Annotated in this window: 16 protein-coding genes and 2 pseudogenes; 10 read left to right on the forward strand and 8 right to left on the reverse strand. The window is 63.9% G+C overall.

Features of this window, described 5'->3' with window-relative positions:
* Positions 1-4 precede the first annotated feature (4 nt).
* Positions 5-226, reverse strand: coding sequence for a DUF1674 domain-containing protein (locus tag ACVWWD_RS06405; protein WP_352548792.1), 222 nt, complete (start codon positions 224-226; stop codon positions 5-7).
* A gap of 105 nt (positions 227-331) precedes the next feature.
* On the opposite strand from ACVWWD_RS06405, the gene htpX reads away from it, so the two are divergent.
* Together htpX and ACVWWD_RS06415 are read left to right on the forward strand one after the other, a co-directional pair.
* Entirely contained in the window at positions 332-1,354 is a 1,023-nt protein-coding gene (gene htpX, locus ACVWWD_RS06410; RefSeq protein ID WP_352548790.1) for a zinc metalloprotease HtpX, read from the forward strand.
* The gene (locus ACVWWD_RS06415) at positions 1,351-2,742 is read left to right on the forward strand and encodes an RsmB/NOP family class I SAM-dependent RNA methyltransferase (protein ID WP_352548788.1); all 1,392 of its coding nucleotides are present in this window, start codon (positions 1,351-1,353) and stop codon (positions 2,740-2,742) included. Before htpX ends, ACVWWD_RS06415 begins: the two co-directional genes overlap by 4 nt.
* Before the next feature lie 101 nt (positions 2,743-2,843).
* Here ACVWWD_RS06415 and ACVWWD_RS06420 read toward each other — a convergent pair whose 3' ends face one another.
* The gene (locus tag ACVWWD_RS06420) at positions 2,844-3,776 is read right to left on the reverse strand and encodes a phytanoyl-CoA dioxygenase family protein (protein ID WP_352548786.1); all 933 of its coding nucleotides are present in this window, start codon (positions 3,774-3,776) and stop codon (positions 2,844-2,846) included.
* 422 nt (positions 3,777-4,198) lie between these two features.
* Between ACVWWD_RS06420 and ACVWWD_RS06425 the strand changes: the two genes are divergently transcribed.
* Both ACVWWD_RS06425 and purH read left to right on the forward strand, forming a co-directional pair.
* Positions 4,199-5,923 (forward strand): heparinase II/III family protein, encoded by a 1,725-nt coding sequence (locus ACVWWD_RS06425; protein WP_352548784.1) that lies wholly within the window; start codon positions 4,199-4,201, stop codon positions 5,921-5,923.
* A gap of 105 nt (positions 5,924-6,028) precedes the next feature.
* Positions 6,029-7,645: a bifunctional phosphoribosylaminoimidazolecarboxamide formyltransferase/IMP cyclohydrolase gene (purH, locus tag ACVWWD_RS06430; protein WP_457102963.1), complete on the forward strand. Its 1,617-nt coding sequence runs from the start codon at positions 6,029-6,031 to the stop codon at positions 7,643-7,645.
* Positions 7,646-7,805: 160 nt separating this feature from the next.
* Here purH and ACVWWD_RS06435 read toward each other — a convergent pair whose 3' ends face one another.
* Both ACVWWD_RS06435 and ACVWWD_RS06440 read right to left on the reverse strand, forming a co-directional pair.
* Positions 7,806-9,179 carry an MFS transporter gene (locus tag ACVWWD_RS06435; RefSeq protein WP_352552578.1) on the reverse strand — a complete coding sequence of 458 codons (1,374 nt, stop codon included), beginning with the start codon at positions 9,177-9,179 and terminating at the stop codon, positions 7,806-7,808.
* Between the two features lie 85 nt (positions 9,180-9,264).
* A pseudogene (locus tag ACVWWD_RS06440) lies at positions 9,265-14,053 on the reverse strand (NAD-glutamate dehydrogenase).
* Positions 14,054-14,191: 138 nt separating this feature from the next.
* Here ACVWWD_RS06440 and ACVWWD_RS06445 point away from each other — a divergent pair.
* Complete coding sequence (locus ACVWWD_RS06445; protein WP_023784205.1) at positions 14,192-14,755, forward strand: peroxidase-related enzyme; 564 nt, start codon at positions 14,192-14,194, stop codon at positions 14,753-14,755.
* A gap of 139 nt (positions 14,756-14,894) precedes the next feature.
* Positions 14,895-16,715 carry an aromatic amino acid ammonia-lyase gene (locus ACVWWD_RS06450; protein ID WP_023771791.1) on the forward strand — a complete coding sequence of 607 codons (1,821 nt, stop codon included), beginning with the start codon at positions 14,895-14,897 and terminating at the stop codon, positions 16,713-16,715.
* Between the two features lie 2 nt (positions 16,716-16,717).
* Here the strand turns inward: ACVWWD_RS06450 and ACVWWD_RS06455 are convergent, their stop codons facing one another.
* Complete coding sequence (locus tag ACVWWD_RS06455; protein ID WP_352552573.1) at positions 16,718-17,329, reverse strand: LysE family translocator; 612 nt, start codon at positions 17,327-17,329, stop codon at positions 16,718-16,720.
* Positions 17,330-17,767: 438 nt separating this feature from the next.
* On the opposite strand from ACVWWD_RS06455, the pseudogene ACVWWD_RS06460 reads away from it, so the two are divergent.
* A pseudogene (locus ACVWWD_RS06460) lies at positions 17,768-18,394 on the forward strand (DUF1062 domain-containing protein).
* Between the two features lie 55 nt (positions 18,395-18,449).
* Here ACVWWD_RS06460 and typA read toward each other — a convergent pair.
* Positions 18,450-20,279 (reverse strand): translational GTPase TypA, encoded by a 1,830-nt coding sequence (gene typA, locus ACVWWD_RS06465; RefSeq protein ID WP_023771793.1) that lies wholly within the window; start codon positions 20,277-20,279, stop codon positions 18,450-18,452.
* A gap of 198 nt (positions 20,280-20,477) precedes the next feature.
* Between typA and ACVWWD_RS06470 the strand changes: the two genes are divergently transcribed.
* A complete protein-coding gene (locus ACVWWD_RS06470) occupies positions 20,478-20,759 on the forward strand; it encodes a hypothetical protein (protein ID WP_031241339.1) in 282 nt (93 codons plus the stop codon).
* 190 nt (positions 20,760-20,949) lie between these two features.
* Here ACVWWD_RS06470 and ACVWWD_RS06475 read toward each other — a convergent pair whose 3' ends face one another.
* The gene (locus tag ACVWWD_RS06475) at positions 20,950-22,233 is read right to left on the reverse strand and encodes an MFS transporter (protein WP_352552570.1); all 1,284 of its coding nucleotides are present in this window, start codon (positions 22,231-22,233) and stop codon (positions 20,950-20,952) included.
* 74 nt (positions 22,234-22,307) lie between these two features.
* Between ACVWWD_RS06475 and ACVWWD_RS06480 the strand changes: the two genes are divergently transcribed.
* Positions 22,308-22,925: a TetR/AcrR family transcriptional regulator gene (locus ACVWWD_RS06480; RefSeq protein ID WP_023784201.1), complete on the forward strand. Its 618-nt coding sequence runs from the start codon at positions 22,308-22,310 to the stop codon at positions 22,923-22,925.
* Between the two features lie 44 nt (positions 22,926-22,969).
* On the forward strand, positions 22,970-23,563 hold the full coding sequence (locus ACVWWD_RS06485) for a hypothetical protein (protein ID WP_352552567.1): 594 nt from the start codon (positions 22,970-22,972) through the stop codon (positions 23,561-23,563).
* A gap of 9 nt (positions 23,564-23,572) precedes the next feature.
* Here ACVWWD_RS06485 and ppa read toward each other — a convergent pair whose 3' ends face one another.
* Positions 23,573-24,106, reverse strand: a complete 534-nt coding sequence (gene ppa / locus ACVWWD_RS06490) for an inorganic diphosphatase (protein WP_023771797.1) — start codon at positions 24,104-24,106, stop codon at positions 23,573-23,575.
* Positions 24,107-24,159: the final 53 nt, after the last annotated feature.

Genomic DNA, 24,159 nt, shown 5'->3' on the forward strand with positions numbered 1-24,159 from the left:
GTCGCTAGAAATCACTGGTCAGGCCTTTGACCTCCCAGTCACCATAGCGGCCGGGCTCCTTGCCGCCACGGCCGCCGATCTCCCGCGGAAGTGCTGCTTCCTTGCGGCGGTAGTCATGCCGCCTTGCTTCGGCTTCCTGCAGCGCGCGGCGGGCGGCGGGCGTCAGCTCCTGTGGCGGCGTGCCATCGTCCGTGCCGGGCGGCGTTTTACTGGTTTCGTCGTTCATGCGATATTTCCAGTGGATTGAAACGGGAACGGGCGTTTCCCATCATATAGCGGTGACCTCACGAGGATCGAGCTTTTTTAACCACCATCCGGACAGGAGCAGACGATGAACACCATTCGCACCGCCATGCTTCTCGCCGCAATGACGGCGCTGTTCATGGGCGTCGGCTTTTTGATCGGCGGTTCGGGCGGCATGATGATCGCCTTGCTGGTCGCTGCCGGCACCAATTTGTTCAGCTACTGGAATGCCGACAAGATGGTGCTGTCGATGAACCGCGCCGTCGAGGTCGACGAGAACAATGCGCCGGAATATTACGCCATCGTCCAGGCGTTGGCCAAGCAGGCCGGCTTGCCGATGCCCAGAACCTATCTGATCGACAATCCGCAACCGAATGCCTTTGCCACCGGCCGCAATCCGCGGAACGCGGCGGTCGCCGCCTCCACCGGCCTGCTGCAGCGACTGACCCATGAGGAGGTCTCCGCCGTGATGGCGCATGAGCTTGCCCACGTCGAGCACCGCGACACGCTGACCATGACCATCGTCGCCACCTTTGCCGGCGCCATCTCGATGCTCGGCAATTTCGCCTTTTTCCTCGGCGGCAGCCGCGAAAACAACAATCCGTTCGGCTTTGTCGGCGTGCTGGCGGCGATGATCGTGGCGCCCTTCGCCGCCATGATCGTGCAGATGGCGGTCAGCCGTACTCGCGAGTACGAGGCCGACCGGCGCGGCGCCGAAATCTGTGGACACCCGCTGTGGCTGGCCTCCGCGCTTGACAAGATCGCCCGCGGGGCCGAACGCATTCCCAATCCCGATGCCGAGCGCAATCCGGCTATGGCGCACCTCTTCATCATCAACCCCCTGCATGGCGAGCGCATGGACAGTCTGTTCTCCACCCATCCGAGCACCGACAATCGTATCGCCGCGCTGCAGGCGATGGCACAGCGGATGGGCGAAGGCGCTCCGCCAGCCACGCAGCGCCAGGCGCCGATGTCAACGCAGGCTGACGAGCCGGAGATGACCGGACCGTGGGGCAAGCCAACCGCGCCAGAACCGGCGACCGAGCCGGCCAGGCCAAAATCCAATCCGTGGGGTCGCAATCCGACCGGGCCCAAGGGCCGGTGGTCGTGAGCGTCGCGGGCAGGGCGGCACCTCGACGCACGGTTTCAGGCGATCAGGATCACAATGCCGGCGGCGAATTCTTTGCCGGCCTCGCCGCGCGCAAGGCGGCGGCACGGCTGCTGGCCGCCGTCATCGACGCTCGCACGCCGCTCGACGGTCTGACCGATCACGAGAACGGCCATCCGCAATATAAGGCGCTCGACCTGCGCGACCGTGGCCTGGTACGCGCCATACTGGTCACCGCGCTGCGCTACCGCATGACCATAGCGGGGCTCCTGGCGCGGCGCCTGGAAAAGCCGCTGCCGCCCAACGCGACCGCCTTGTCGCATATTCTGCATGTAGCGGCGGCGCAGATCCTGTTCCTCGATATTCCCGACAGCGCGGCCGTCGACCTCGCGGTGACGCACGCCAAGTCCGATCCGCGTACGCAGCGCTTTTCCGGCCTGGTCAACGGTGTGCTGCGCACGCTCGCGCGGGCCAAGGAATCCGAGCTTCCGGCCGCGCTTGCCGCCGCCGACGAAGCGCCGAAATGGTTTTCCGACCGGTTGAAGGCCGCCTACGGCGCCGAGAAGGCCCGGCAGATCCTGGCTGCCCACCGCCACGAGGCGCCGGTTGATTTCTCGGTCAAGGCCGATCCCGAACTCTGGGCCGAAAAGCTTGGCGGCATTGTCCTGCCGACGGGCACGGTTCGGGTGGAGAAGCTTGCCGGCGCCGTCACCGAATTGCCGGGCTTCGCGGAGGGTGCATGGTGGGTCCAGGACGCGGCGGCCAGCTTGCCGGCAAGACTGTTCGGCGATGTCAGTGGATTGCGCGTCGCCGATCTCTGCGCCGCGCCCGGTGGCAAGACCGCGCAGCTCATTCTCGCCGGTGCCAAGGTCACCGCCCTCGACACTTCGAAGAACCGGCTGGCGCGGTTGACGCGGAACCTTGCGCGCCTCGGCCTCTCCGCCGAAATCGTCCAGGCCGACCTGCTCAAATACGAGCCGGCGGAGTTGTTCGACGGCGTGCTTCTCGACGCGCCATGTTCCTCGACCGGCACCGTGCGGCGACATCCCGACGTGCCGTGGACCAAGACGGCGGCGGACGTCGAAAAACTCGCCGACCTGCAACGCAGGCTGCTAGCCCGCGCCGTTATGCTGGTCAGGCCGGGCGGCCGGATCGTCTTTTCCAATTGTTCGCTCGATCCGCGGGAAGGCGAGGAACTCTGCCGCGCCTTCCTGGTCGACAATCCGGGGGTGACCACCGATCCTGTCCGGCCGGGTGAATTTGCCTGTCTCGACCCGTTCCTCACATCTGATGGAGCGCTGCGCACCACGCCCGCCGACATGGTGCTGGACGCACCCGCGATTTCCGGCCTCGACGGCTTCTACGCAGCCCGCATGCGACGCGTCGGCTAAAGCAATCCCAGGAAAAGTGTGTGACGGTTTTCCGTCCGGAATTGTGCGATAACAAAGAGTTAGAGCAGGCGGCGATCCCATCGAACGCTGAACGCTCTAGACTAAAGCATGTCATCAAGGCTCCAATGATTGCCCCAGCGGGCATCGATTTCGTCGTCGACATTCTGGTAGCGGATATCCGTCGACAGCCGGATCAGCCCATCGAGGCTCTGGTTGGTCGTCGAGGCATGGATCATGTAGGGCGAGTGAAGGACGATGTCGCCCGCTTCGAAATCCGCCATCAGCCAGCGCGTGTCGAACCGCTCCGCCATATCGGGCAGGTCCTTCGACACCCAGCCGCCCTCACTCATGTTGCGATTATAGGCACTGATGCGCTCCTGCGAACTGAGAGCGGAATTGTCCTTGTTGAACTGTCTCTCCAGGGCGGCGCCGACGGCATGTGATCCCTCCAGGTAGACCAGACCGCCCATGTCGACGGTCGTGTCGCCGATCGGTATCCAGGTCGTGACCACCCGGTTGGTGCCTCCGCGCAGATAGACGAGATCGTAATGCGCGGGCGTCGCTATGGCCGTTCCGGGCAAGGTGAAGCGCATGATCTTGCGTTTGTGCAGATAGGATAGGCCGCCCACGAAAGCGTCCATCAAGCGCGCTAGGCGCGGCTGCGCGCAAAAGCCCTCATAACCGGTTGACCGAACCACCGACATCAGCCGGCGCTCGGCGAGCTGACGGTCGACGGCACCACCCGAAGCGATGCCCAGCGAGGGATCCGTACCGGGTTCCAAAAGTCCGCTCTCGGCAAGATGGGAAAGCACCCAGCCACGAAAATCAATCACTTCCCTGCGGGGCAAAAGGCCCTTCAGCCAGACATAGCCTTGGGTCGTATAAAGATGCCGGATGGCTTCAATGCCGACGGACGGGTCGGTCGCGGAAAGGTATCCGAGCCTGTTCGGCATTGTCGACAGCCGCTTGCCGTCGGCTGTGAGGGCAACCGGCGGGATGTCCGGAAATGCCTGCTCATCCGTTGATACCGACATCTCATCACCTGGATCGTTTCGACCTTGGCCGGAGAATACCTTATCATTCGGACCGCTCCCATGGATAGGAAACCGACCTCTATTGCTCACGCCTTTCAGCCCTGCATCCTGTTCGCCGGGCAATTGCTGGCGGTATCGATTCGATCGAAACGGTTGCGACGAGGGTCGGGATCGGCGATGCCTTCCGCGTCCCGCGGCTCTTTCGGGAGCGCGAAAACGGCTGGCCCAGCGCGTTTGGCCGCCTCGCCAAGAAGACATAAGTTGCAGGGCAACCGGCTGTATGGCCCGGAAAAGACGTGACTTTTTTAGGGGCGACCCGGCCGCGGCCCCGTTAGGCGCCTTACCGAGGCGAAATCCGCCTTCGCATAAGTTCTTGAATCATATAAGCTTGTGCTTGGGATAGAGGACGACCAGGAGGGGTTTTGGCACTTGCTGCCGGCAACACGACGCGTCTGTGGACGCTGGTCGCGAAGGAGTTCTGGCGCAAGACGCGCCGGCGCCTGCGCGCCGGGCCGGTCTATCGCTGGCGCTATTCGGGCCGCACGCCCGAACGTGTCCTGATCGCACCGCCGGACCTGCGCCTCGCCGATCCGCAGATCGCGCTCGAGATCTACTACGGCCGTTATCCTCTGTCCGGCCACCTGGTCGAGACCGGCGGCAAGTCCCCTTTCCAGATCAACGTCCCCAACCACGGTTGGCAAAAAACGCTGCATGGCTTCCGCTGGTTGCGCCATATGCGCGCCGCCGGAACCGAGCTTGCCGCCGCCAATGCCCGTGCCCTGGTTTCGGACTGGATCGCCATACATGGCAATCATATTTCGGGCGTTGCCTGGGAGCCAGGCACGACGGCCAAACGCATCATTGCCTGGCTGCAGCACTCCTCCATCGTGCTGCAGGGTGCCGAGTTCCCCTTCTACCGCGCTTTCCTGAAATCGCTGGCCATGCAGATCCGCTATCTCAGGTCGATGGCGCGCGAAATGCCCGACGGCAAGGACCGGCTGCGCGCCCGCATCGCGCTGGCCTTCGCGGCGCTGTCCCTGCCGGCGCCGGCCTCGGCGCTGCGCGGCGCCACCCGCAACCTCGCCGGGGAACTCAATCGCCAGATCCTTGCCGACGGCGGCCACATCTCGCGCAACCCGATGGCGGTGCTGGAAATCCTCGCCGACCTCCTGCCGCTGCGCCAGACCTATGCCAACCAGGCCGAAGCGCCGCCGCAGGCGCTGATCGGCGCCATCGACCGCATGCTGCCGGCACTGCGCTTCTTCCGCCACCAGGACGGCAGCCTCGCCCGCTTCAATGGCATGGGCGCCACAATCCATGACCGCATCGCCACCATCCTGCGCCATGACGACACCGCCGGCGCGCCGCTGCTGCATGCGCCGCATTCGGGCTATGAGCGGCTGGCGATGGGCGGCACCACCGTCATCGCCGATACCGGCCTGCCGCCACCGGTCGACGTGTCCAATGCAGCGCATGCCGGCTGCCTCGCCTTCGAACTGTCGTCGGGCCGCCAGCACTACATCGTCAATGCCGGCATCGACACCTACGGCGCCGCCGAGTTCCGGCCGCTGGCCCGCGCCACCGCCGCGCATTCGACAGCTACCATCAACGACACGTCTTCGGCGCGTTTCACCCACGCGCTGCGGGTAAACGACCAGTTGGGTTCACCGTTGATCGGCGGCCCGCAGCAAGTGCAGTGCAAGCGCATCGACCAGAAGGGCGTCCACGGCTTCATCGCCCGTCATGACGGCTATCTCCAGCGTTTCGGCTTCCTGCATGAGCGCGAGCTGAAACTCTCCTCGGACGGCAATGTGCTGGCGGGCCGGGACCGGTTCCAGCGGCCCGGCAGCACTGCGATCCGCAACAATGGCCGCGATTTCATCACCGTGCGCTTCCACGTCCACCCCGACATCAATCTGCTGCAGGACGAGCAGGAGCGGCTGGTCCTGACCGGCGATCAGGCCGATACGTGGGTGTTCACCTCTAGCGAAGTGGCGCCCGAAGTTGAGGAATCGATCTATTTCGCCGGTCTTGGCGGTCCGCGCCGCAGCCGCCAGATCGTGCTCGCCTTCAAGGCGTCCGAAGTTGCCGAAGTCCACTGGCAGCTGACCCGGACAAAGATCGCCGGTTATCCCGAGAACAATTGAGCTTGCGGCGGCAATGGCACGCCGCAAAATAAGCCAACGCTTGATTTCCGAGCCTCATGTGCTACGGCGCGGGCACGCTCCTCCAGACATGAAAGGCCGCCAGCCATGGCCGTTCCTGCCAAGAACATTCCCGCCCCCGACCTCGTTCCGGTCCGCCGTGCGCTGCTCTCCGTCTTTGACAAGACGGGCTTGATCGACTTTGCCAGGGCACTGGCCGCGGCCGGCGTCGAGCTGGTCTCCACCGGTGGCACGGCAAAAGCGATCGCCGAGGCCGGCATGGCGGTGCGCGACGTCTCCGAGCTCACCGGCTTCCCCGAGATCATGGATGGCCGCGTCAAGACGCTGCACCCGTCCGTGCATGGCGCGCTGCTTGGCGTGCGAGACGACCCCGAGCACGCATTGGCGATGCGCAGATACGGCATCGAGCCGATCGATCTCGTCGTCTCCAATCTTTACCCGTTCGAGGAAGTCCGCCGCTCCGGCGCCGACTACGCGTCGATCGTCGAGAACATCGACATTGGCGGCCCGGCGATGATCCGCGCCTCGGCCAAGAACCACGCCTATGTCGCCATCGTCACCGATCCCGGCGACTACGCCGCGGTGCTCAACGCGCTGGAGATGAACATTGGCTCTCTGTCGCTGGATTTCCGCAAGAAGCTGGCGGCCAAGGCCTTCGCCCGCACCGCCACCTACGATGCGGCGATCTCGGGCTGGTTCGCCGAGGCGCTGGAGATCGAGCATCCAACCTGGCGCGCTTTCGGCGGCAGGCTGGCCGAGGTGATGCGCTACGGCGAGAACCCGCACCAGGGCGCCGGCTTCTACGTCAATGGCGACAAACGGCCAGGCGTCGCCACGGCGCGGCAGCTGCAGGGCAAGCAGCTATCCTACAACAACATCAACGACACCGACGCCGCCTTCGAACTGGCCGGCGAATTCGATCCGAACCGCTCGGCCGCCGTCGCCATCATCAAGCACGCCAACCCGTGCGGCGTGGCCGAAGGCACATCGCTGAAAGCGGCCTACGCCAAGGCGGTCGCCTGCGATCCGGTCTCGGCGTTCGGCGGCATCGTCGCCTTGAACCGCACCCTTGACGCCGAGGCAGCCGAGGAAATCGTGAAAACCTTCACCGAGGTGATCATCGCGCCCGACGCCACCGACGAGGCTGCGGCAATCATAGCTGCCAAGAAGAATTTGCGCCTGCTCGTCACCGGCGGCCTGCCGGACCCGCGAACGGCCGGCACGACGGTCAAGTCGGTTTCGGGCGGCCTGCTCGTCCAGGGCCGCGACAATGCCGTGGTCGACGACCTTAACCTGAAAGTGGTGACGAAGCGCGCGCCGACGCCGGCTGAAATGGCCGATCTCAAATTCGCCTTCCGCGTCGCCAAGCACGTCAAGTCGAACGCCATCGTCTACGCCAAGGACGGCGCCACGGTCGGCATCGGCGCCGGCCAGATGAGTCGGGTCGATTCCTCGCGCATCGCCGCGCGCAAGGCGATCGACGCGGCGGAGACCGCAGGCATGGCGGAGCCGTTGACCAAGGGCTCGGTGGTCGCTTCGGACGCCTTCTTCCCCTTCGCCGATGGCCTGCTGTCGGCCATCGAAGCCGGTGCCACCGCCGTGATCCAGCCGGGCGGTTCAATGCGCGACGACGACGTCGTCGCCGCCGCCGACGAACACGGCGTCGCCATGGTGTTCACAGGCGTGCGGCATTTCCGGCACTAGTCTAACCTGCCGCTCGGCGCTGAGATGCTCCACGAATTCGCTCCGCTGAGTCGACTGGTGCGGTTTTCGAGAACCGAGCGGAGCGGACATTGGCATCCGTGAGCACCGGAAGCGCGGAAAATCGCGGCAGGGCGGCCAGTAGGGTGAATTATCGAAGGGTCTACTCCGGCCGATCCGCCGGATACGGTGTGCGAACCAGGATCGCCATGCCGATGGCCAGGAACAAAATAATCGCCGCCATGCCAAGCCGGGCCGAGCCGCTGGTTGCAGTAATCGTCGCCACCATGAACGGAGCCAGGAAACTGGTTGCCCGACCGGCCAGCGCGTAGATGCCGAAATAGCGGCCGGATTCGGCTGCGGTCACGCTGCGCGCCATGTAGGAGCGCGACGAGGCCTGCACCGGCCCGAAGGCCAGGCCAATCAGCAGGCCGTACATGATGTAGGCCTTTTCGGCCGCCGTACCGAACAGGCCGCCTGAGTCGACGGTCGAAAGCTGGATCAGGCCGAGCAGCGTGAATCCAGGCCCGGTCGAGACCACGCCGATGGTGGCGATGGACAGCATGACCAGCGAAATCATCACCACCGCCTTGGAGCCCAGCGCGGTGTCCAGACGGGCGGCGACCCAGCAGCCGAAGATGGCGACGACATTTAGTATGATGCCGAACATCCCGATCTCGGTGATCGACCAGTGGAACATGCCCGCCGCGAAGGTGCCGCCCAGCGCCAGCAAGGCATTGACGCCATCCTGGTAGATCATGCGGGCGACGAGAAAGCGGAAGATGCCGCCACGCTTGCGCACCTCGGCCAGCGTCGACTTCAGTTCCGACAGGCCTTCGCGCACCGCCGGCCCGATCGGGATGCCCTTAATGGCGTCGGGCGTAAAAAAAAACATCGGCAGGATGAACAGGAAATACCAGCCGGCGGACAGCGGCCCTGTGGCGCGAGCATCCTCGCCCAGCTGCGGATCAAGCCCGAACAGCGGGGTGATGCCGATGATCGTCTTGCCGGTCTCCGGCGAGCCGGCCAAGCACGTGACGACGAAGATCAGTGCGATCATGCCGCCGAGATATCCGAGGCCCCAGGCCACGTTGGAGACGCGGCCTATCTCGCTCTTCGGCACTAGCCGCGGCATCATGGAATCGTTGAAGACTGTGGAGAACTCCGCTGCCACCGACGCAAGCGAGAACAGCGCCACGATCAGGAACAGGTTGGAACCCGGCGCGGCGAACCAGAGCAAGCTAAGACTGGTGACCTTGATCGCCGCGAAAAACGCGATCCATGGCTTGCGCGGCCCTGTCTGGTCGGCGATCGAACCGAGGATCGGCGACAGCACCGCGATGACCAGCCCAGCCGCGGCGATGCCATAACCCCAGACGGCTTGGCCCGTGGTCGGATCGTCCGCCATGCGCGAAACGAAATAGGGGCCGAAGATGAAGGTGGTGACGACCGTGAAGAACGGCTGCGCCGCCCAGTCGAAGAACATCCACCCCCAGATGCCGCGCCCGGATGCCCGCTGCACTGTCTCTACCGCCATAGTGATTCCCTCGGCGTCCGCTCCGCCCATTTCGGGCGCCATGTCTGCATGTTTCGAATGATCATGCAAACGGACAACCGCTGGCTCACATCCCCGTCAGATCGCTCATCAGCCCCGACGCAACCGACAGTCGCGACACGGTGATGTCGCCGCCCTCCGTCAACGCCTGCAGCCGTTCGCGGATGCGCGCCACCCGCTCGCCACCCGCTTCCAGCCAGGCCGCCACCGGATCGGCCGCCTTACTATGGCCGGTAAGCGCGGCGATAGCGATGCCGCGCCGCGCCGCGCCGATCGTGTCGGTGGCGCGGGACAGAGCGAGCTGGTCATAATAGTCCGATGGCGTGATCGAGCGCGCCGCATCCTCGACGCGCGGGATGCGGAAGGCATCGCTGACGGCGAAGAACGCCTTGGCCGCCGCGACAATATCGGCACCGGCGGTGCGGGCCGTCAGCGCGACGTCGGGGATGAGCTCCGCCGCCTCGCTCATCGCCAACTGCTCGGCCAGCTTTTCCGGGGCGCCCGCCTTGAACAGCCCGTGCCGCTTCTCCTCGATCCGCTCGCGCGAAAAAGCCGGCAGCAGCGAAACAAGCTTGGGCTCCAGCGCCGTGCGCGCATCCTGCAGTTCGGCTATGCGCTGGCCGAGCGGTGCCGTCCCGGCATCGTTCTTCAGATACCAGCCGCTGCTCATATAGATAAGCCGGCTCACCATCTGATAGAGATCGAGTTGCACCTGGCCGTCGACTTGGTTGTCGAGCGCGTCGATCTCGCGATAGAGCGCGGGCAGCGCAAAGCCATCGCGCACCACGGCGAAGGTGCGCACCACATCGGCTGCGGTGCGCCCCGTCGCTTCCTGCAGCCGGTTGACGAAGGACGGCCCGCCGCGATTGACCAGGTCGTTGGCGACGACGCGGGCGATGATCTCGCGGCGCAGCCGATGGCCGTGGATCTCGGAAGCGTATTTCTTCGCCATCCGGTCAGGGAAATAACCCATCAGGTCGCGGTCGAAATGCGCATCGTCAGGCACGTCGCTGGCGACGATGTCGGAAAACAGCACGATCTTGGCATAGGCGAGCAGCACGCCGAGCTCGGCCCGGGTCAACGGCTCACCGCGCGCCTCGCGCTCGGCAAGGGCTGCCGGCGACGGCAGTGTTTCCACGACACGATCGAGCAGGCCGCGCGCCTCCAGCGCCGTCATGAAGCGGCTCTGATGCGCGATGTCGGCGAGGCCGCGTTTGCGGGCGATCGAAAGCGCCAGCGTCTGCTGGTAGTTGTTGGACAGCACCAGGGAGCCGACCTCTTCGGTCATCTCGGCCAGCAGCTTGTTGCGCGCCGGCCGCGTCAGCGATCCCTTGCGCATCGCCGACGCCAGCGCGATCTTGATGTTGACCTCGACGTCGGAGCAGTTGACGCCGCCCGAATTGTCGATCGCGTCGGAATTGCAGCGGCCGCCATTCATGCCGAACTCGATGCGCGCCCGCTGCGTCACGCCCAGATTGGCGCCCTCGCCGATCACCTTGGCGCGCACATCCAGCGCCGTGATGCGGATGGCATCGTTGGCGCGGTCGCCGACCTCGGCATTGGTCTCGGTCGATGCCCTAAGATACGTGCCGATGCCGCCGAACCACAAGAGGTCGACCGGCGCCTTGAGGATGGCGGTCATGATCTCGACCGGTGTAGCGGTCGTCTTGGCGAGTCCTATCGCCGCCGCCGCGGCAGCCGGCAAGGTGATCGATTTCTGGCTACGCGAAACGATCACGCCGCCGTCCGACAGCTTGGTCTTGTCATAGTCCTGCCAGCTCGAACGCGGCAACGCGAACATGCGCTCGCGCTCTGCCATCGAGGCCGCCATATCGGGATCGGGATCGATGAAGATGTCGCGATGGTCGAAAGCGGCGATCAGCCGCGTTTTCGGCGACAACAGCATGCCGTTGCCGAACACGTCGCCCGACATGTCGCCGACGCCCACGACAGAGAAGGGCGAGGTCTGGATGTCGCGGTTGATCTCGCGGAAATGCCGCTTGACCGCTTCCCAGGCTCCCTTGGCGGTGATCCCCATCTTCTTATGGTCGTAGCCGGCCGAACCGCCGCTTGCGAAGGCGTCGTCGAGCCAGAAGCCGTGCTTTTCGGAGATGGCGTTGGCGGTGTCGGAGAAGGTTGCCGTGCCCTTGTCGGCGGCGACGACGAAATAAGGATCGTCCTGGTCGCGGCGCACGACACCCGCCGGCGGAATGACGCCGTCCAGGCCGATATTGTCCGTGATCGAAAGCAGGCTGGAAACGAAGTTCTTGTAAGCCGATGTGCCGGCCTCGAAGATCGCGTCGCGTCCGGCGCTCATCGGCAGTTTCTTGGGATAGAAGCCGCCCTTGGCGCCGACCGGTACGATGACGGCGTTCTTGACCTGTTGTGCCTTGACCAGGCCGAGCACCTCGGTGCGATAGTCCTGGGCGCGGTCGGACCAGCGCAAGCCGCCACGCGCCACCGGGCCGAAGCGCAGGTGCAGGCCTTCGACCTCCGAGCCGTAGACGAAAATTTCCCGCCATGGCCGCGGCGCTGGCAATCCCTCGACCGCCTGCGACTCAAGCTTGATCGCCAGCGATTGGCCTTTTTCTTTCGTATCGGCAACGAAATGATTGGTGCGCAGCGAGGCTTCGATCAAATTGAGGTAGCGGCGGATGATGGTGTCGTCGTCAATGTTGGGCACATCCTCCAGCGCATCCCTGATCTTTGCCTTGAGGTGCTTTGCCGCCACCACGCCTTCGGTTTCGGCCGTGGGACCGAGCCGGGCGATGAACAGCGCGTGCAGGCCGCGCGCGATCTCGGGATAGCGGTTGAGTGCGGCGGCGATGAAATCCTGGCTCTGCGGGATGCCGACCTGCTGCAGGTAACGGCCATAGGCACGCAGGATGGTGATCTCGCCCGACCACAGGCCGGCGGTCTGGGCAAGGCCGTTATAGCCGTCATTGTCGACGTCGCCGCGCCACACCGACAGGAAAGCGTCCTCGAACAGCGCGCCGCCGTCGGCGAGGTCGATCGGCTTGCCGTAGCTGTTCTCCAGTTCCATGTCGTGGATGAAGACCAGGCCCGACTGGTCGTCGCCGACTTCGAAAGTCCGCTCGCTGATGACGCGGAAGCCTATGTTCTCCAGCACAGGAACGCGCCGCGACAGTGCCACGGGGCTGCCATGGTGATAGATCTTCAGCGCCGCCTGGTGGGGCTTCTGCTCGGCATGCCGGTAGTAATCGATGGCGATCGGATTGCCGGCGCTGATCTTGGCGATGCGTCCGGCATCGGCCAGCGCAACGCCAGCGCTGAACGTATCCCGGTAGCTCTCTGGCAGCCGCGCGGCGATGGCTTTCAACGCCGGGTCGCTGCCGCTGGCTTCGGCCCGCATCGGCAAGCGCATCTTCCCAGGTGCGCACGATGTCGCGGATCGCCGCCTCTATTGTCGCCTGCTCGACCTTCGGCGTCTTGCCGCCGGAGCGGCCGATGATGAAGTGCACGCGCGCCAGCCCGCCTTCCGGGAAAGCCGGGTAATAGGCCGACAGCCGGCCCTCGAACGCGGTTTTCAGATAGGCGCCGATCTTCTCGCGCACGACGCTGTCGTAGCGGTCGCGAGGCACGAAGACCAGGATCGAGACGAAGCGGTCGAACTGGTCGGCGCGCACCAGCGCCCGCACGCGCGGCCGCTCGACCAGGCCGAGAATGGCAGCGGCATGCTTGCGCAGGATCGGCACCGGCACCTGGAACAGCTCGTCGCGCGGATAGCTTTCCAGCACGTTGATCAGCGCCTTGCCGGAGTGGTCGTGGCGGTCGAACCCCGACTTGGCGATGATGGTTTCGGCCTTGGACCTGAGATACGGGATCTTCATCACCGAGCGTGTGTATGCGGTCGAGGTGAACAGTCCGACGATGCGCAGTTCGCCCGCCAACGCACCCTTGGCGCTGTAGGTCTTGACGCCAATGTAATCGAGATAAATGCGCCGGTGCACCAGCGACTTGGCATTGGCCTTGGTGACGATCAGCGGCTCCGGTCCGTGCAGGAAGGCGCGGATTTCAGGCGTCGTCGTCACGGCCTCGGTGCCGCGCCTCAGCACCAGCACGTCCGGGTCGGTCAGAATGCCGAGGCCCGGTTTTTCGGCGCGCTCCAGATTGCCGCTTTCCTCGCCGCCGGTGTACTTGAATTCACGCATGCCGAGGAAGGTGAAATTATCGTCGCGCAGCCACTCCAGGAAGGCGATAGCCTCGGCGACGCTCTTCTTGTCGAGCGGCACCGCCGAATAGCGGAATTCGGAGATGGCCTGATCGAGGCGGGCCAGCATCGGTCGCCAGTCGTTGACGGCGGCATGCACCTGGCCGAGCATCTTGCGCAGCCGCTCGGTCAAGCCATTTGCTTGTTCGGGCGTCAGCCGGGGAATATGCACATGGATCACGCTCAGCCGGTCGTGGCTGCCGTCATCCCTGGCGAAATTGCCATCGCCGAGGATTTCGTCGACGCCCGTCTTGCCGTGGCGAACCGTGACCACCGGATGGGTGACCAAGGTCGGTTCACCGGCGGTTTCTGTAACCTCGCCGAGAATGGAATCGAACAGGAAGGGCATGTTGTCGTTGACGACCGTGATGACGGTCACCGGGCGGCCTTCGCGAACCACGCCCGAATCGGCTTCGACGGCGACGACGCACTCACCCTTATTGTGGGCGGCGACCGCCTGACCGGCCAGATCGGCGGCACGCTCGAGGTCGGCCACGTCATAGGCGGCGATATCCTCCGCCGGCGCGCGGGCGAGCAGGTAATCGGCGAGCCTGGCCGGCCTGTCGTCGGCCTTAGCCGCAGGTGCCTTCTTCTTCGACTTAGCTGCGGACTTCACGCTGGCCATGACGCTTCTTCCCTCCCGTCGCATGCTTTTGCGACTATGGTAGCAGATGACCGCTGTTTGGCGACAAAGGTTTGACGGCTTGCCAAGAATTCTCGGAATTCGGCGGCAAGGCTTCGCATGACGAGGAGAAATGACACGATGACCGGCAAAATCACCGCGCTAGACCTGGCCGCCGGAGAGCTGAGCGAGCCGACAAAAGCCTATTTCGCCAAATGCGAGGAAAAGCTCGGCCTCGTCCCCAACGTGCTCAAGGCCTATGCCTTCGACGACAAGAAGCTGCGGGCCTTCACCGACATGTACAATGACTTGATGCTGGGCGAGTCCGGCCTGTCGAAACTGGAACGCGAGATGATCGCGGTCGCCGTCTCCTCGGTCAACCATTGCTACTATTGCCTCACCGCGCATGGCGCGGCGGTGCGCCAGCTCTCGGGCGATCCCCTGCTTGGTGAGATGATGGTGATGAATTTCCGCGCCGCCGATCTTTCGCCGAAGCAAACGGCAATGCTCGAATTCGCCGTCAAGCTTACCGAGGAGCCGGCCAGGATCGTCGAGGCCGACCGCGCTGCCCTGCGCCAAGCCGGCTTCAGCGATCGCGACATCTGGGATATCGCCTCGACCGCGGCCTTCTTCAACATGTCGAACCGTGTCGCGTCCGCGATCGATATGCGGCCGAACGACGAATACCACGCCATGGCGCGATAGGGCCACGCGCGTTCCACCATCGGTCCTACTTCGCATCAAGCGTTGACAGGCGAATGCCGCCAGCTAGTTTTCCGGAAACAAAATTTCCAAGGGGTGAAACTTGATGCCCGAGGCCAACGCTTCGTGAATGGGATCCTCTATGCTTGATGCAATTGCCAAACCCGGGATTTTTCTCCGCGCCCTGAGCATGACGCTGGCGCTCGCCGCTCCACCCGCTCACGCCTTCGAGGCGTCATCCGTCTACCAGCCCATTTTCGAGACAGCGGCGGCCAAGACAGTAACCTTGACCGGCCACGACCTGACCGTCGAACAGGTCATCGACATCGCCCGCAATGGCGCCAAGGTCGAGCTCAGCCCCGAGGCGCTGCAACGTTCGACGGACGCTTATGGCCTGCTGCTCGAAGGTGCCGCCGAGGGTATCACCATCTACTGGTTCAACCGTGGCGCCGGCGACCAGCGCGAGACGGTGATCTTCTCGGGCGATCCGACGACGCCCGAAAACAGCAAACTGCTCAAGGATCAGCAGCTCGCCCGCTTCAAGGGTGGCGTCAACAGAGGCTACGGGCCGGAGCTGCAGGAAGAAGCGCTGGTGCGCGCCATCATGGCGATCCGCGCCAACACCATGTCCTACGAGGCTGCCAGCCCGCAGCTGACGCACCTGCTGGTCGACATGCTGAACAAGCGGGTGACGCCGGTCGTGCAATCGCGCGGCACGTTAGGCGAAGGCGACCTCGCGACGCTCGGCAATATCGGTGCGACCATGGTCGGCGAAGGCGAAGCCTATCTCGATGGCGTCCGCATGCCGGCCACACAGGCCCTTTCCCAGGCCGGTCTGAAGCCTCTCGAACCTTTCGCCGCCGACCAGGCCGCGCTGATCAGCACCAATGCCTACGCACAGGCACAGGCGGTGCTTTTGCTGGAGGACGCGCGAAAACTGCTGGAGTGGACCGACCTCAGCTACGCCATGGGGCTGAACGGCATGAATTCCAGCGTGACGCCGATTTCCGCACCCGTGCAATCCATGCGGCCTTACCCATGGCTGACATGGGATGCCGCGCGGGTCATGGACATGATCAAGGGCAGCTATCTCTTCGATGAGGACCAGACCCGCATCATCCAGGATCCGGAAAGCATGCGTGCCTCCAGTCAGCGCCAGGGCTCCGCCTGGCAGGCCTGGGCGGATCTGCGTCAATCCGTGCTGCTCTCCATCAATTCGTCGGATCACAATCCGGCCGTGCTGCCGGGCCTGACGCCGCAGAGCTCGCCTGAGCTGAGCACGCCGCAATTCATGAAATATTATATCAAGGGCGGGCCGCTGAGTGGCGGCAAGTCCGGCTATATCTTCTCCAACGCCAACTGGGATCCTTATCCCATGGCCAATCAGGTCGAGGCTTTCACCATCTCGCTCACCAATCTCGGTGTCGCGGTGGCGCAGCGCATCGAGCGCTTCCGCAACCCCTTCTTCACCGTGGTCAAGCCGGCCGATGTGCTGAAGCCCGACGAGCGCAAGGACATCCCGACCTTCGATGGCTATCTGCCGACCGATCTCTGGCAGGAACTGGCCGACCTCGGCACGCCGGTGACGCCGAATGGCCAGGCGATCGTCGCCACCGTCGAGGACCTGGAAGGGCAGACCCGCATCAAGACGCAACGCGCCCGCGAGGCGGTCGACATATCCTTCCATCTCTTGGCGCAGGACCTGTTGACGGCGAGCTATTGGATGGAAATCCGCAAAGCGCAGAATCCGCAGCGGAAATTCGGTGAGGCGCCAACCGCGGCGCTCGAGGCGCTGCGCCAGGTGATCCCCTGGCATCAGGAGGCATCGGAACGGCAAAAGCGGCCGCTCGGCATGGTCGCCTACGATTTCATGCAGGAGAACCCGGCCTCGAAATTCTATTCCGGCGGACCGCCGGCACCGACGGCCGCCGCCATGCCCGCGGCCGGCGTCTTGCCCAGATAGCCTTACCGCGCCGCGATGGCCGCCGCCGCACCGGCCATCGTCGTGGCGCTGACGCGGTTGGCGATCTTCATGGCGCGCTTGCTCCTGAGGAGCTTGCGCGCCTGCGAGGCGGCGAGCACCCAGGCGAGATCGATGGCGATCAGCACCACCGCCATGGTCGCCGTCAGTTCGACCCAGCCGACGAGACCAACCGAAGCGAGGTCGATGATGGTCGGCAACAGCGCCAGGTAAAACATCATGATCTTGGGATTGCCGAGCGTGACGGCCATGCCGGCGAAGAAAAGCTTGCCGGCCGAATCCTCACGCGGCATCTCGCCGTCCTTGGCGTCGACCGGCGCCGTCCACATCTTCCAGGCAAGATAGGCCAGGTAGAGAACGCCGACCCATTTTACGACGACGAAAGCGAGATGGAAGGTCTGTGCCACCACGGCCAGCCCAAACACCGCCAGAGACAGCCAGATGCCTTCGCCGATCCACATGGCAAGCAGGAACGGAAACACATCGCGAAACCCCTTCGAGATAACGCGCGCGACAAGCGCCGCGATCGATGGGCCAGGCGAACCGGCGGCCACGAACAAGGCGGCGGCGAAGATCAGCAGCGAGGCGAGGTGCATGGCGAGGGTCTCTGCGTCAGGGCTCCATCAATCACAATAACCCGACAGCTGGGTCTCTGGCAAAGGCAAGACAATATGGACCATGGCCGCTGTCTCTACAGCGTGGCTTGGGGAGCCCCTTGCAGCCCCAGCGTCACGCCGCTAGAAGGGCCGCCGCGAAACAATTTCGAGCTTCACTTTGCCCCAGTAACCACCGGTCTCGTCAACTCCCCCGACACACCTGCATGGCGCCGGATCAGCGGTGCCCGTTTGCAATTTTCATGTGTTCCTCTGGGCGGCGGTTCGAGACCGGTTTGGCATTGCTGAACCGCTGTCGCTCGGCTTTCCGCTAGCGACACCTGACATCACAATCTCCGCAGCCACCCGCCACGCCGCGCCCACATGGGCATCTCGATAGCGCCGACCGGATGAACTTCCCAACGGGAAGGACTTACCGGCATGTCTTCGGCCCTGCGCATCCACTGGACGATCGCGCCTGAAATCGCACCACGCCCCCTGATCAACTGCAATCGCTGCGGCTTCGTGAAAGCCTATCGCTGCAGCGAGAAATTCCGCGTCAACGCCAACGGCAAGCGCATCGACGTGTGGCTGATCTACCGCTGCGTCGACTGCGACAATTCCTGGAATTTCGGCATTCTCGAGCGCTGCAACCGGCGCGATATCGCGCCGGCACTGCTGGCGGCGCTCGAAAGCAATGATCCGGCACTGGTCCGGAGCCATGCCTTCGACATCGTCGCCCTGCGCAACCAGGTGGGACGCGTCTAACAGTTTCCTGACGCCGTCGTGCGCAAGCGGGTGATCGGCGGGATTAAGCAAGGCGCGACGGCGCTGGAACTTCGGCTCGGTCTGGAAGTACCGGTATCGTTGAGGCTCGACCGGCTGCTTGCCAACGAACTCGGCATCTCGCGGTCGCGGCTTCAGGCGTTGGATGAGCGGAGGCTGCTGACCATCGAGCCGGATGGAGCAAAGGCCCTGCGCAAACCGGTCCGAGAGGGAGTGACAATCCGCATCGATCTCGCCAGCGAGCCCGACCGGCGGACCATCATCTCGGCCGCTGGTGGATGAACGAAAGAAGGCGGAGCACAAGTGCTCCACCCTCTCAAACTCGGAAAAGCAAACCTTACGCCGCGCCGACCGCCTTCGACGACTTCTCGAAACGCTTGCGCTCGTTCGGGTCGAGATAGAGTTTGCGCAGGCGAATGGTCTTCGGCGTCACTTCGACCAGTTCGTCGTCCTGAATCCAGGCCAGCGCGCGCTCCAGCGTCATGCGGATCGGCGGGGTGAGCTTGACCGCCTCGTCCTTGCCGGCGGCGCGGATGTTGGTCAGCTTCTTGCCCTTCAGCACGTTCACTTCGAGATCGTTGTCCCGGCTGTGGATGCCGATGATCATGCCCTGATAGACCTTGACGCCGGGATCGATGACCATCGGGCCGCGGTCTTCGAGGTTCCACATGGCGTAAGCCACCGACTCGCCCTGTTCGTTGGAGATCAGCACGCCGTTCGTGCGACCAGGCAACTCGCCCTTATAGGGCTCGTAGGCATGGAACAGCCGGTTCATCACGGCGGTGCCGCGCGTATCGGTCAACAGTTCCGACTGGTAGCCGATCAGGCCGCGCGTCGGCGCGTGGAACACGATGCGCTGGCGATTGCCGCCCGAGGGACGCAGCTCGACCATTTCGGCCTTGCGCTCCGACATCTTCTGCACGACGACGCCGGCATGCTCCTCGTCGACGTCGATGACGACTTCCTCGACCGGCTCCAGCAATTCGCCGTTCTCGCCCTTCTGCATGACGACGCGCGGACGCGAGACGGCGATCTCGAAACCTTCGCGGCGCATGGTCTCGATCAGGACGGCGAGCTGCAATTCGCCGCGGCCGGAAACGAAGAACGAATCCTTGTCGGGCGATTCTTCGATTTTCAGCGCGACATTGCCTTCGGCCTCGCGCAGCAGACGGTCACGGATGACGCGGCTGGTGACCTTGTCGCCTTCGGTGCCGGCCAACGGGCTGTCGTTGACGAGGAAGGACATGGTCACGGTCGGCGGATCGATCGGCTGTGCATGCAGCGCCTCGGTCACCGCCAGGTCGCAGAACGTGTCGGCGACGGTGCCTTTCGACAGGCCGGCAATGGCGACGATGTCACCCGCCTGCGCTTCTTCGATCGGCTGGCGCTCGAGGCCACGGAAGGCAAGGATCTTGGAGATGCGGCCTGTCTCGATCTGGGTGCCGTCATTGTGCAGCACCTTGACCGCCTGGTTGGACTTCAGCGTGCCGCTCTCGATGCGGCCGGTGATAATGCGGCCGAGGAACGGGTTTGCTTCCAGGATGGTGCCGATCATGCGGAACGGGCCGGGATGAACAGTCGGCGCCGGCACATGCTTGATGACGAGGTCGAACAGCGGCGCAAGCTGCTGGTCCTTCGGGCCTTCCGGATTTTCCGACACCCAGCCATCGCGGCCCGAACCATAGAGGATCGGGAAGTCGAGCTGCTCGTCGGTGGCGTCAAGCGCGGCGAACAGGTCGAACACCTCGTTGACCACCTCGACATGGCGCGCGTCCGGCCGGTCGATCTTGTTGATGACGACGATCGGCCTCAAGCCCACCTTCAGCGCCTTGCCGACGACGAACTTGGTCTGCGGCATCGGGCCTTCGGCGGCATCGACCAGCACGATTGCCGAATCCACCATCGACAGGATGCGCTCGACCTCACCGCCGAAATCGGCGTGACCGGGCGTGTCGACGATATTGATGCGCGTGTCCTTCCAGTCGACCGAGGTCGCCTTGGCCAGGATGGTGATGCCGCGCTCCTTTTCGAGATCGTTGGAATCCATGGCACGCTCGGCGACGCGCTGGTTGTCGCGGAAGGAGCCGGACTGTCTCAAAAGCTGGTCGACCAGGGTGGTCTTTCCATGGTCGACGTGCGCGATGATCGCGATATTACGGAGGTTCATGATTCTGGTCTCGGAAGCGTTGCAGGCAGCAGGCCAAAGGCGCTGCCTCTTTCGGTTGCGCGGCTCATACAGGGTTTTTCGCAGTTGCGAAAGGGGACGCGCGACACCAAATACTCATCAAATCTTAAGCATCTGCGTGTGAAATGATTTTGTTAACCAAGGCGGGAACCTTTTCAGGGCCCGGACAGTTCGAACGTCATGACCGATAGACTCAACCGATTTTGGCCGCTTATCGCTTCCGCCGCCTTTGCGATGCTGCTTGCGGCCAACGCCGCGCAGTCGGCCGCGACGCTGAAGGAAACGCGGCCCGTCTTGCCGGATAACTCGCCTTCCGCGCAGCAGGCCTTTGCCGACGCGCCCGACGGCGTCGACCCGGTGGTGACCGGCCCGGTCAGTGCCGCCTTCAAGCAGAGACAGGCCAGCGCAAACTGCGATAGCGCGGTTTGGCCCAACATTCCAATGGTCTGCTACCCCGATTGATCGTTCGCGCCTGTCCTTACACGCTGAGATGTGTTGAGGTTCAGGTCAGGCCGAGCCGAAAATGGTGGATTAGAGAACCGGAGCGGAGCGTACATTTTGTACGTGAGCACAGTTCTACTGCAACGCAGTAGAACTGGAAGCGCAGGAAGCCGCTGTTTGCAGGCCGGCCTTACCTGAACATGGACGCGCCTCAAGCCGGCTGCGGTTCCGGATCGAAGGCCGGCTGGCTGGTGTTGATCAGGAGCGAAATACAGGCCGCCGCGATCGCCGTCATGCCGGCGATCAGGAACGCCAGTTCGTAATTGCCTTGCAGTTCACGCATCGTGCCGCCGAAGGCGGCGGCGGTGGCGGCACCCACCTGATGGCCTGCCACGATCCAGCCGAACACGATCGGCCCGCTGCGGTCGCCGAAGGCTTCGTTGGCGAGCCTTAAAGTCGGCGGCACGGTGGCGATCCAGTCGAGACCATAGAGCACGGCGAAGATGATCAGGCTGGTTGCCGAGAAGCCGGAATAGGGCAAATAGATCAGCGACAGGCCACGGATGGCATAGTAGACGCCGAGCAGTTTGCGCGGATCGTAACGATCGGTGAGCCAGCCGGACAGCGTCGTGCCGATCAGGTCGAAAATACCCATCATCGACAACAGGCCGGCCGCCTGCACCTCGCCGATGCCCATGTCGCCGCAGAAGGCGATCAGATGCGTGCCGACCAGCCCGTTGGTGGTGAAGCCGCAGACGAAGAAGGTGGCGAACAGGTACCAGAAAACCCGCGTCCCGGCGGCGCGGCGCAGCGTGTTGAGCGTATGCGCCAAGAAATTGCCCTGTGACGCGGGCGAAGTCGGCGGCACATCATCCGCCTCGGCGCCATAACGCACCATGCCGATCGAGGACGGGCGCTCTGGCACCAGCAACCAGACCAGAGGGATCAATGCCGCGGTGGCGATCGCGACAGCGATGACGACAGGCTGCCAGCCGCCTGTCTGGGCAAGCGAGGCGATCAGCGGCAGGAAAATCAGCATGCCGGTGGCGCTGGAGGCCGACATCAACCCCATGACAAGACCGCGATTGGTCTTGAACCAGCGGTTGACGATGGTGGCGCCAAGGACGCTGGCGACAGCGCCGGATCCGATGCCGGAAAAAACGCCCCAGGTGATGAACAGATGCCATGGCTTGGTCATCAGCAGGCTGAGCGTGGTCGAAGCCGACATCACCACCAGCGACGCCAACAGCGTGCGGCGCAGGCCGATGCGTTCCATGAGCGCCGCGGCGAACGGACCGGTCAGCCCATAGAGCAGGATGCCGACGCCCGCGGCGAGCGAAATGACGTCGCGCCGCCAGCCGAAACTGTTTTCGAGCGGCAGCATCATGACCGAAGGCGCCGAGCGCAGGCCGGCCGCGATCAGCAAGCAAAGGAAGATGACGCCCACCACGACGAAAGCGTAGCGCTGGCCAAAGGGACGGGATTGAGCTATCATGTTACTGACCGGTACGTTGCAAGGTGGAAGCATGTATACGTACCGACCGGTAACATTGTCAATCGAGTCCCATCATGCCAAGCGACAAAAATATTGAACCGACCATCAGCGACGGTCATGCGTCGGCGCCACCCAAGGCCGCCAAGAAGATCCTCGACGTGGCCTATGACCTGTTCTACCGGCGCGGTATCCGGGCGATCGGCGTCGACGAAATCGTCAAACGTGCCGGCGTCACCAAGCCCAGCCTCTATCGCAGCTTTCCCTCCAAGGACGAGCTGGCTGCCTCCTACCTCAGGCAATACGATCTTGAATATTGGGAGCGTTTCGACGAGGCCGTCGCCGCCAATCCCGGTGACCCGCGCGCTCAGATCAAGGCTTTTCTGACCCGCATCGGCAAGCGAACGCAAGTGGCGGACTATCGCGGCTGCGGAATGACCAATGCGGCGGTCGAATATCCCGACCACAGTCATCCGGCTCGCGTCGTCAGCGAGGCCAACAAGCAGGAATTGCGCCGCCGCTTGCGCGCCATGGCGGCTGCGATGGGCGCGCTAGACCCTGACACGCTGGGGGACGGGTTGCTGCTGCTTATCGAAGGCGCCTATATCAGCGGCCAGCTGTTCGGCCTCGGCGGACCCGCGCAGTCGGTTGCCCGCAACGCCGACTTGCTGATCGAAGCCAGCTTGAAGAAATAGCGATTGGCGATACGCTGGGGCGACCTCCAAGAGAGATCTCCGCCATGCGCAGCCTGTTGATCCCGCTCACCTTCGCCGGCCTTTGCCAGGCGGCACAGGCCGGCGACATATCGAGCACCTACACCGACCTCGACTGGAAGAAGGACTGCGTGACCTATGCGCGGGCCGAGCAGGGCGACGGCGACTGGGCCGACTTCGCCTGCTCCGGCTATCGAGGCTATCCCGTACTGGTCGGATATGACGACGCCCGCGAATCGCTGTTCTATGGTTTTCCGCCCGGCGGCGACATGACGTCCGCCTGGGAAAGTTTTTCCGCCTTCAATTCGTCCGGAGCCAAGGTCGAGTGGCGCGTCGAAACCAATGGCGACAAAGCCGTGCCGTTCGCGGCCATCCACCGTCGCTCGATCAGCAATGGCGAGGACGAGACCAAGAAGACCGAGGTGCTGCTCGTCGCCAAGGTCGCCCAGATGGACGCCCGCGAAGGCTGCACCGTCGGCCTGGTGCTGGCCACCGGTAACCCCGCCGCCAATGACCAAGCGCGCAAGATCGCCGACGAGAAGGCAAAAGGCTTCGCCTGCGGCAAGGACAAGCGCGTGGTGATTGGCGACGTGCCGGCTTTCGGCCGGGTCGATAACTGACCGCTCGAGCTACTTGCTCGTCTTCGCCCGGTCGATCGCGTCCATGATCATCTTCTTGGCGTATTTGGAATCATGCCAGCCTTCGATCTTGACCCATTTGCCAGGTTCCAGATCCTTGTAGTGCTCGAAGAAGTGCTGCACCTGCTGGCGCGTGATGTCGGGCAGTTGCGTGTATTCGGTGACGTTCTCGTAGCGCAGTGTCAGCTTCGGCGACGGCACCGCGATGATTTTTTCATCCTGGCCGGCATTGTCTTCCATGATCAGCACACCGATCGGCCGCACGTTGATCACGCAGCCCGGCACAAGGGCGCGTGTGTTGCAGACCAGCACGTCGATCGGGTCGCCGTCGCCCGACAGCGTGTGCGGCACGAAACCGTAATTGCCGGGATAGCGCATCGAGGTGTGCAGGAAGCGGTCGACGAACAGCGTGCCGGCCTCCTTGTCCATCTCGTACTTGATCGGCTCGCCGCCGATCGGCACTTCGATGATGACATTAACGTCCTCAGGCGGATTCTTTCCGGTGGCTATGGCTTCGATGCGCATGTCTTTTGTCCCTCTCTCGATTGGCAGGAGATAGCGGGCGGCGCAAAATGGTG

This window comes from Mesorhizobium sp. URHB0026, assembly GCF_054059755.1.

Bases quoted from the DNA above. Each gene is read 5' to 3' on its own strand.
- ACVWWD_RS06405 (WP_352548792.1), bottom strand. From the start codon at position 226: ATGAACGACGAAACCAGTAAAACGCCGCCCGGCACGGACGATGGCACG.
- htpX (WP_352548790.1), top strand. From the start codon at position 332: ATGAACACCATTCGCACCGCCATGCTTCTCGCCGCAATGACGGCGCTG.
- ACVWWD_RS06420 (WP_352548786.1), bottom strand. From the start codon at position 3,776: ATGTCGGTATCAACGGATGAGCAGGCATTTCCGGACATCCCGCCGGTT.
- purH (WP_457102963.1), top strand. From the start codon at position 6,029: ATGGCCGTTCCTGCCAAGAACATTCCCGCCCCCGACCTCGTTCCGGTC.
- ACVWWD_RS06435 (WP_352552578.1), bottom strand. From the start codon at position 9,179: ATGGCGGTAGAGACAGTGCAGCGGGCATCCGGGCGCGGCATCTGGGGG.
- ACVWWD_RS06445 (WP_023784205.1), top strand. From the start codon at position 14,192: ATGACCGGCAAAATCACCGCGCTAGACCTGGCCGCCGGAGAGCTGAGC.
- ACVWWD_RS06450 (WP_023771791.1), top strand. From the start codon at position 14,895: ATGCTTGATGCAATTGCCAAACCCGGGATTTTTCTCCGCGCCCTGAGC.
- ACVWWD_RS06455 (WP_352552573.1), bottom strand. From the start codon at position 17,329: ATGCACCTCGCCTCGCTGCTGATCTTCGCCGCCGCCTTGTTCGTGGCC.
- typA (WP_023771793.1), bottom strand. From the start codon at position 20,279: ATGAACCTCCGTAATATCGCGATCATCGCGCACGTCGACCATGGAAAG.
- ACVWWD_RS06470 (WP_031241339.1), top strand. From the start codon at position 20,478: ATGACCGATAGACTCAACCGATTTTGGCCGCTTATCGCTTCCGCCGCC.
- ACVWWD_RS06475 (WP_352552570.1), bottom strand. From the start codon at position 22,233: ATGATAGCTCAATCCCGTCCCTTTGGCCAGCGCTACGCTTTCGTCGTG.
- ACVWWD_RS06480 (WP_023784201.1), top strand. From the start codon at position 22,308: ATGCCAAGCGACAAAAATATTGAACCGACCATCAGCGACGGTCATGCG.
- ACVWWD_RS06485 (WP_352552567.1), top strand. From the start codon at position 22,970: ATGCGCAGCCTGTTGATCCCGCTCACCTTCGCCGGCCTTTGCCAGGCG.
- ppa (WP_023771797.1), bottom strand. From the start codon at position 24,106: ATGCGCATCGAAGCCATAGCCACCGGAAAGAATCCGCCTGAGGACGTT.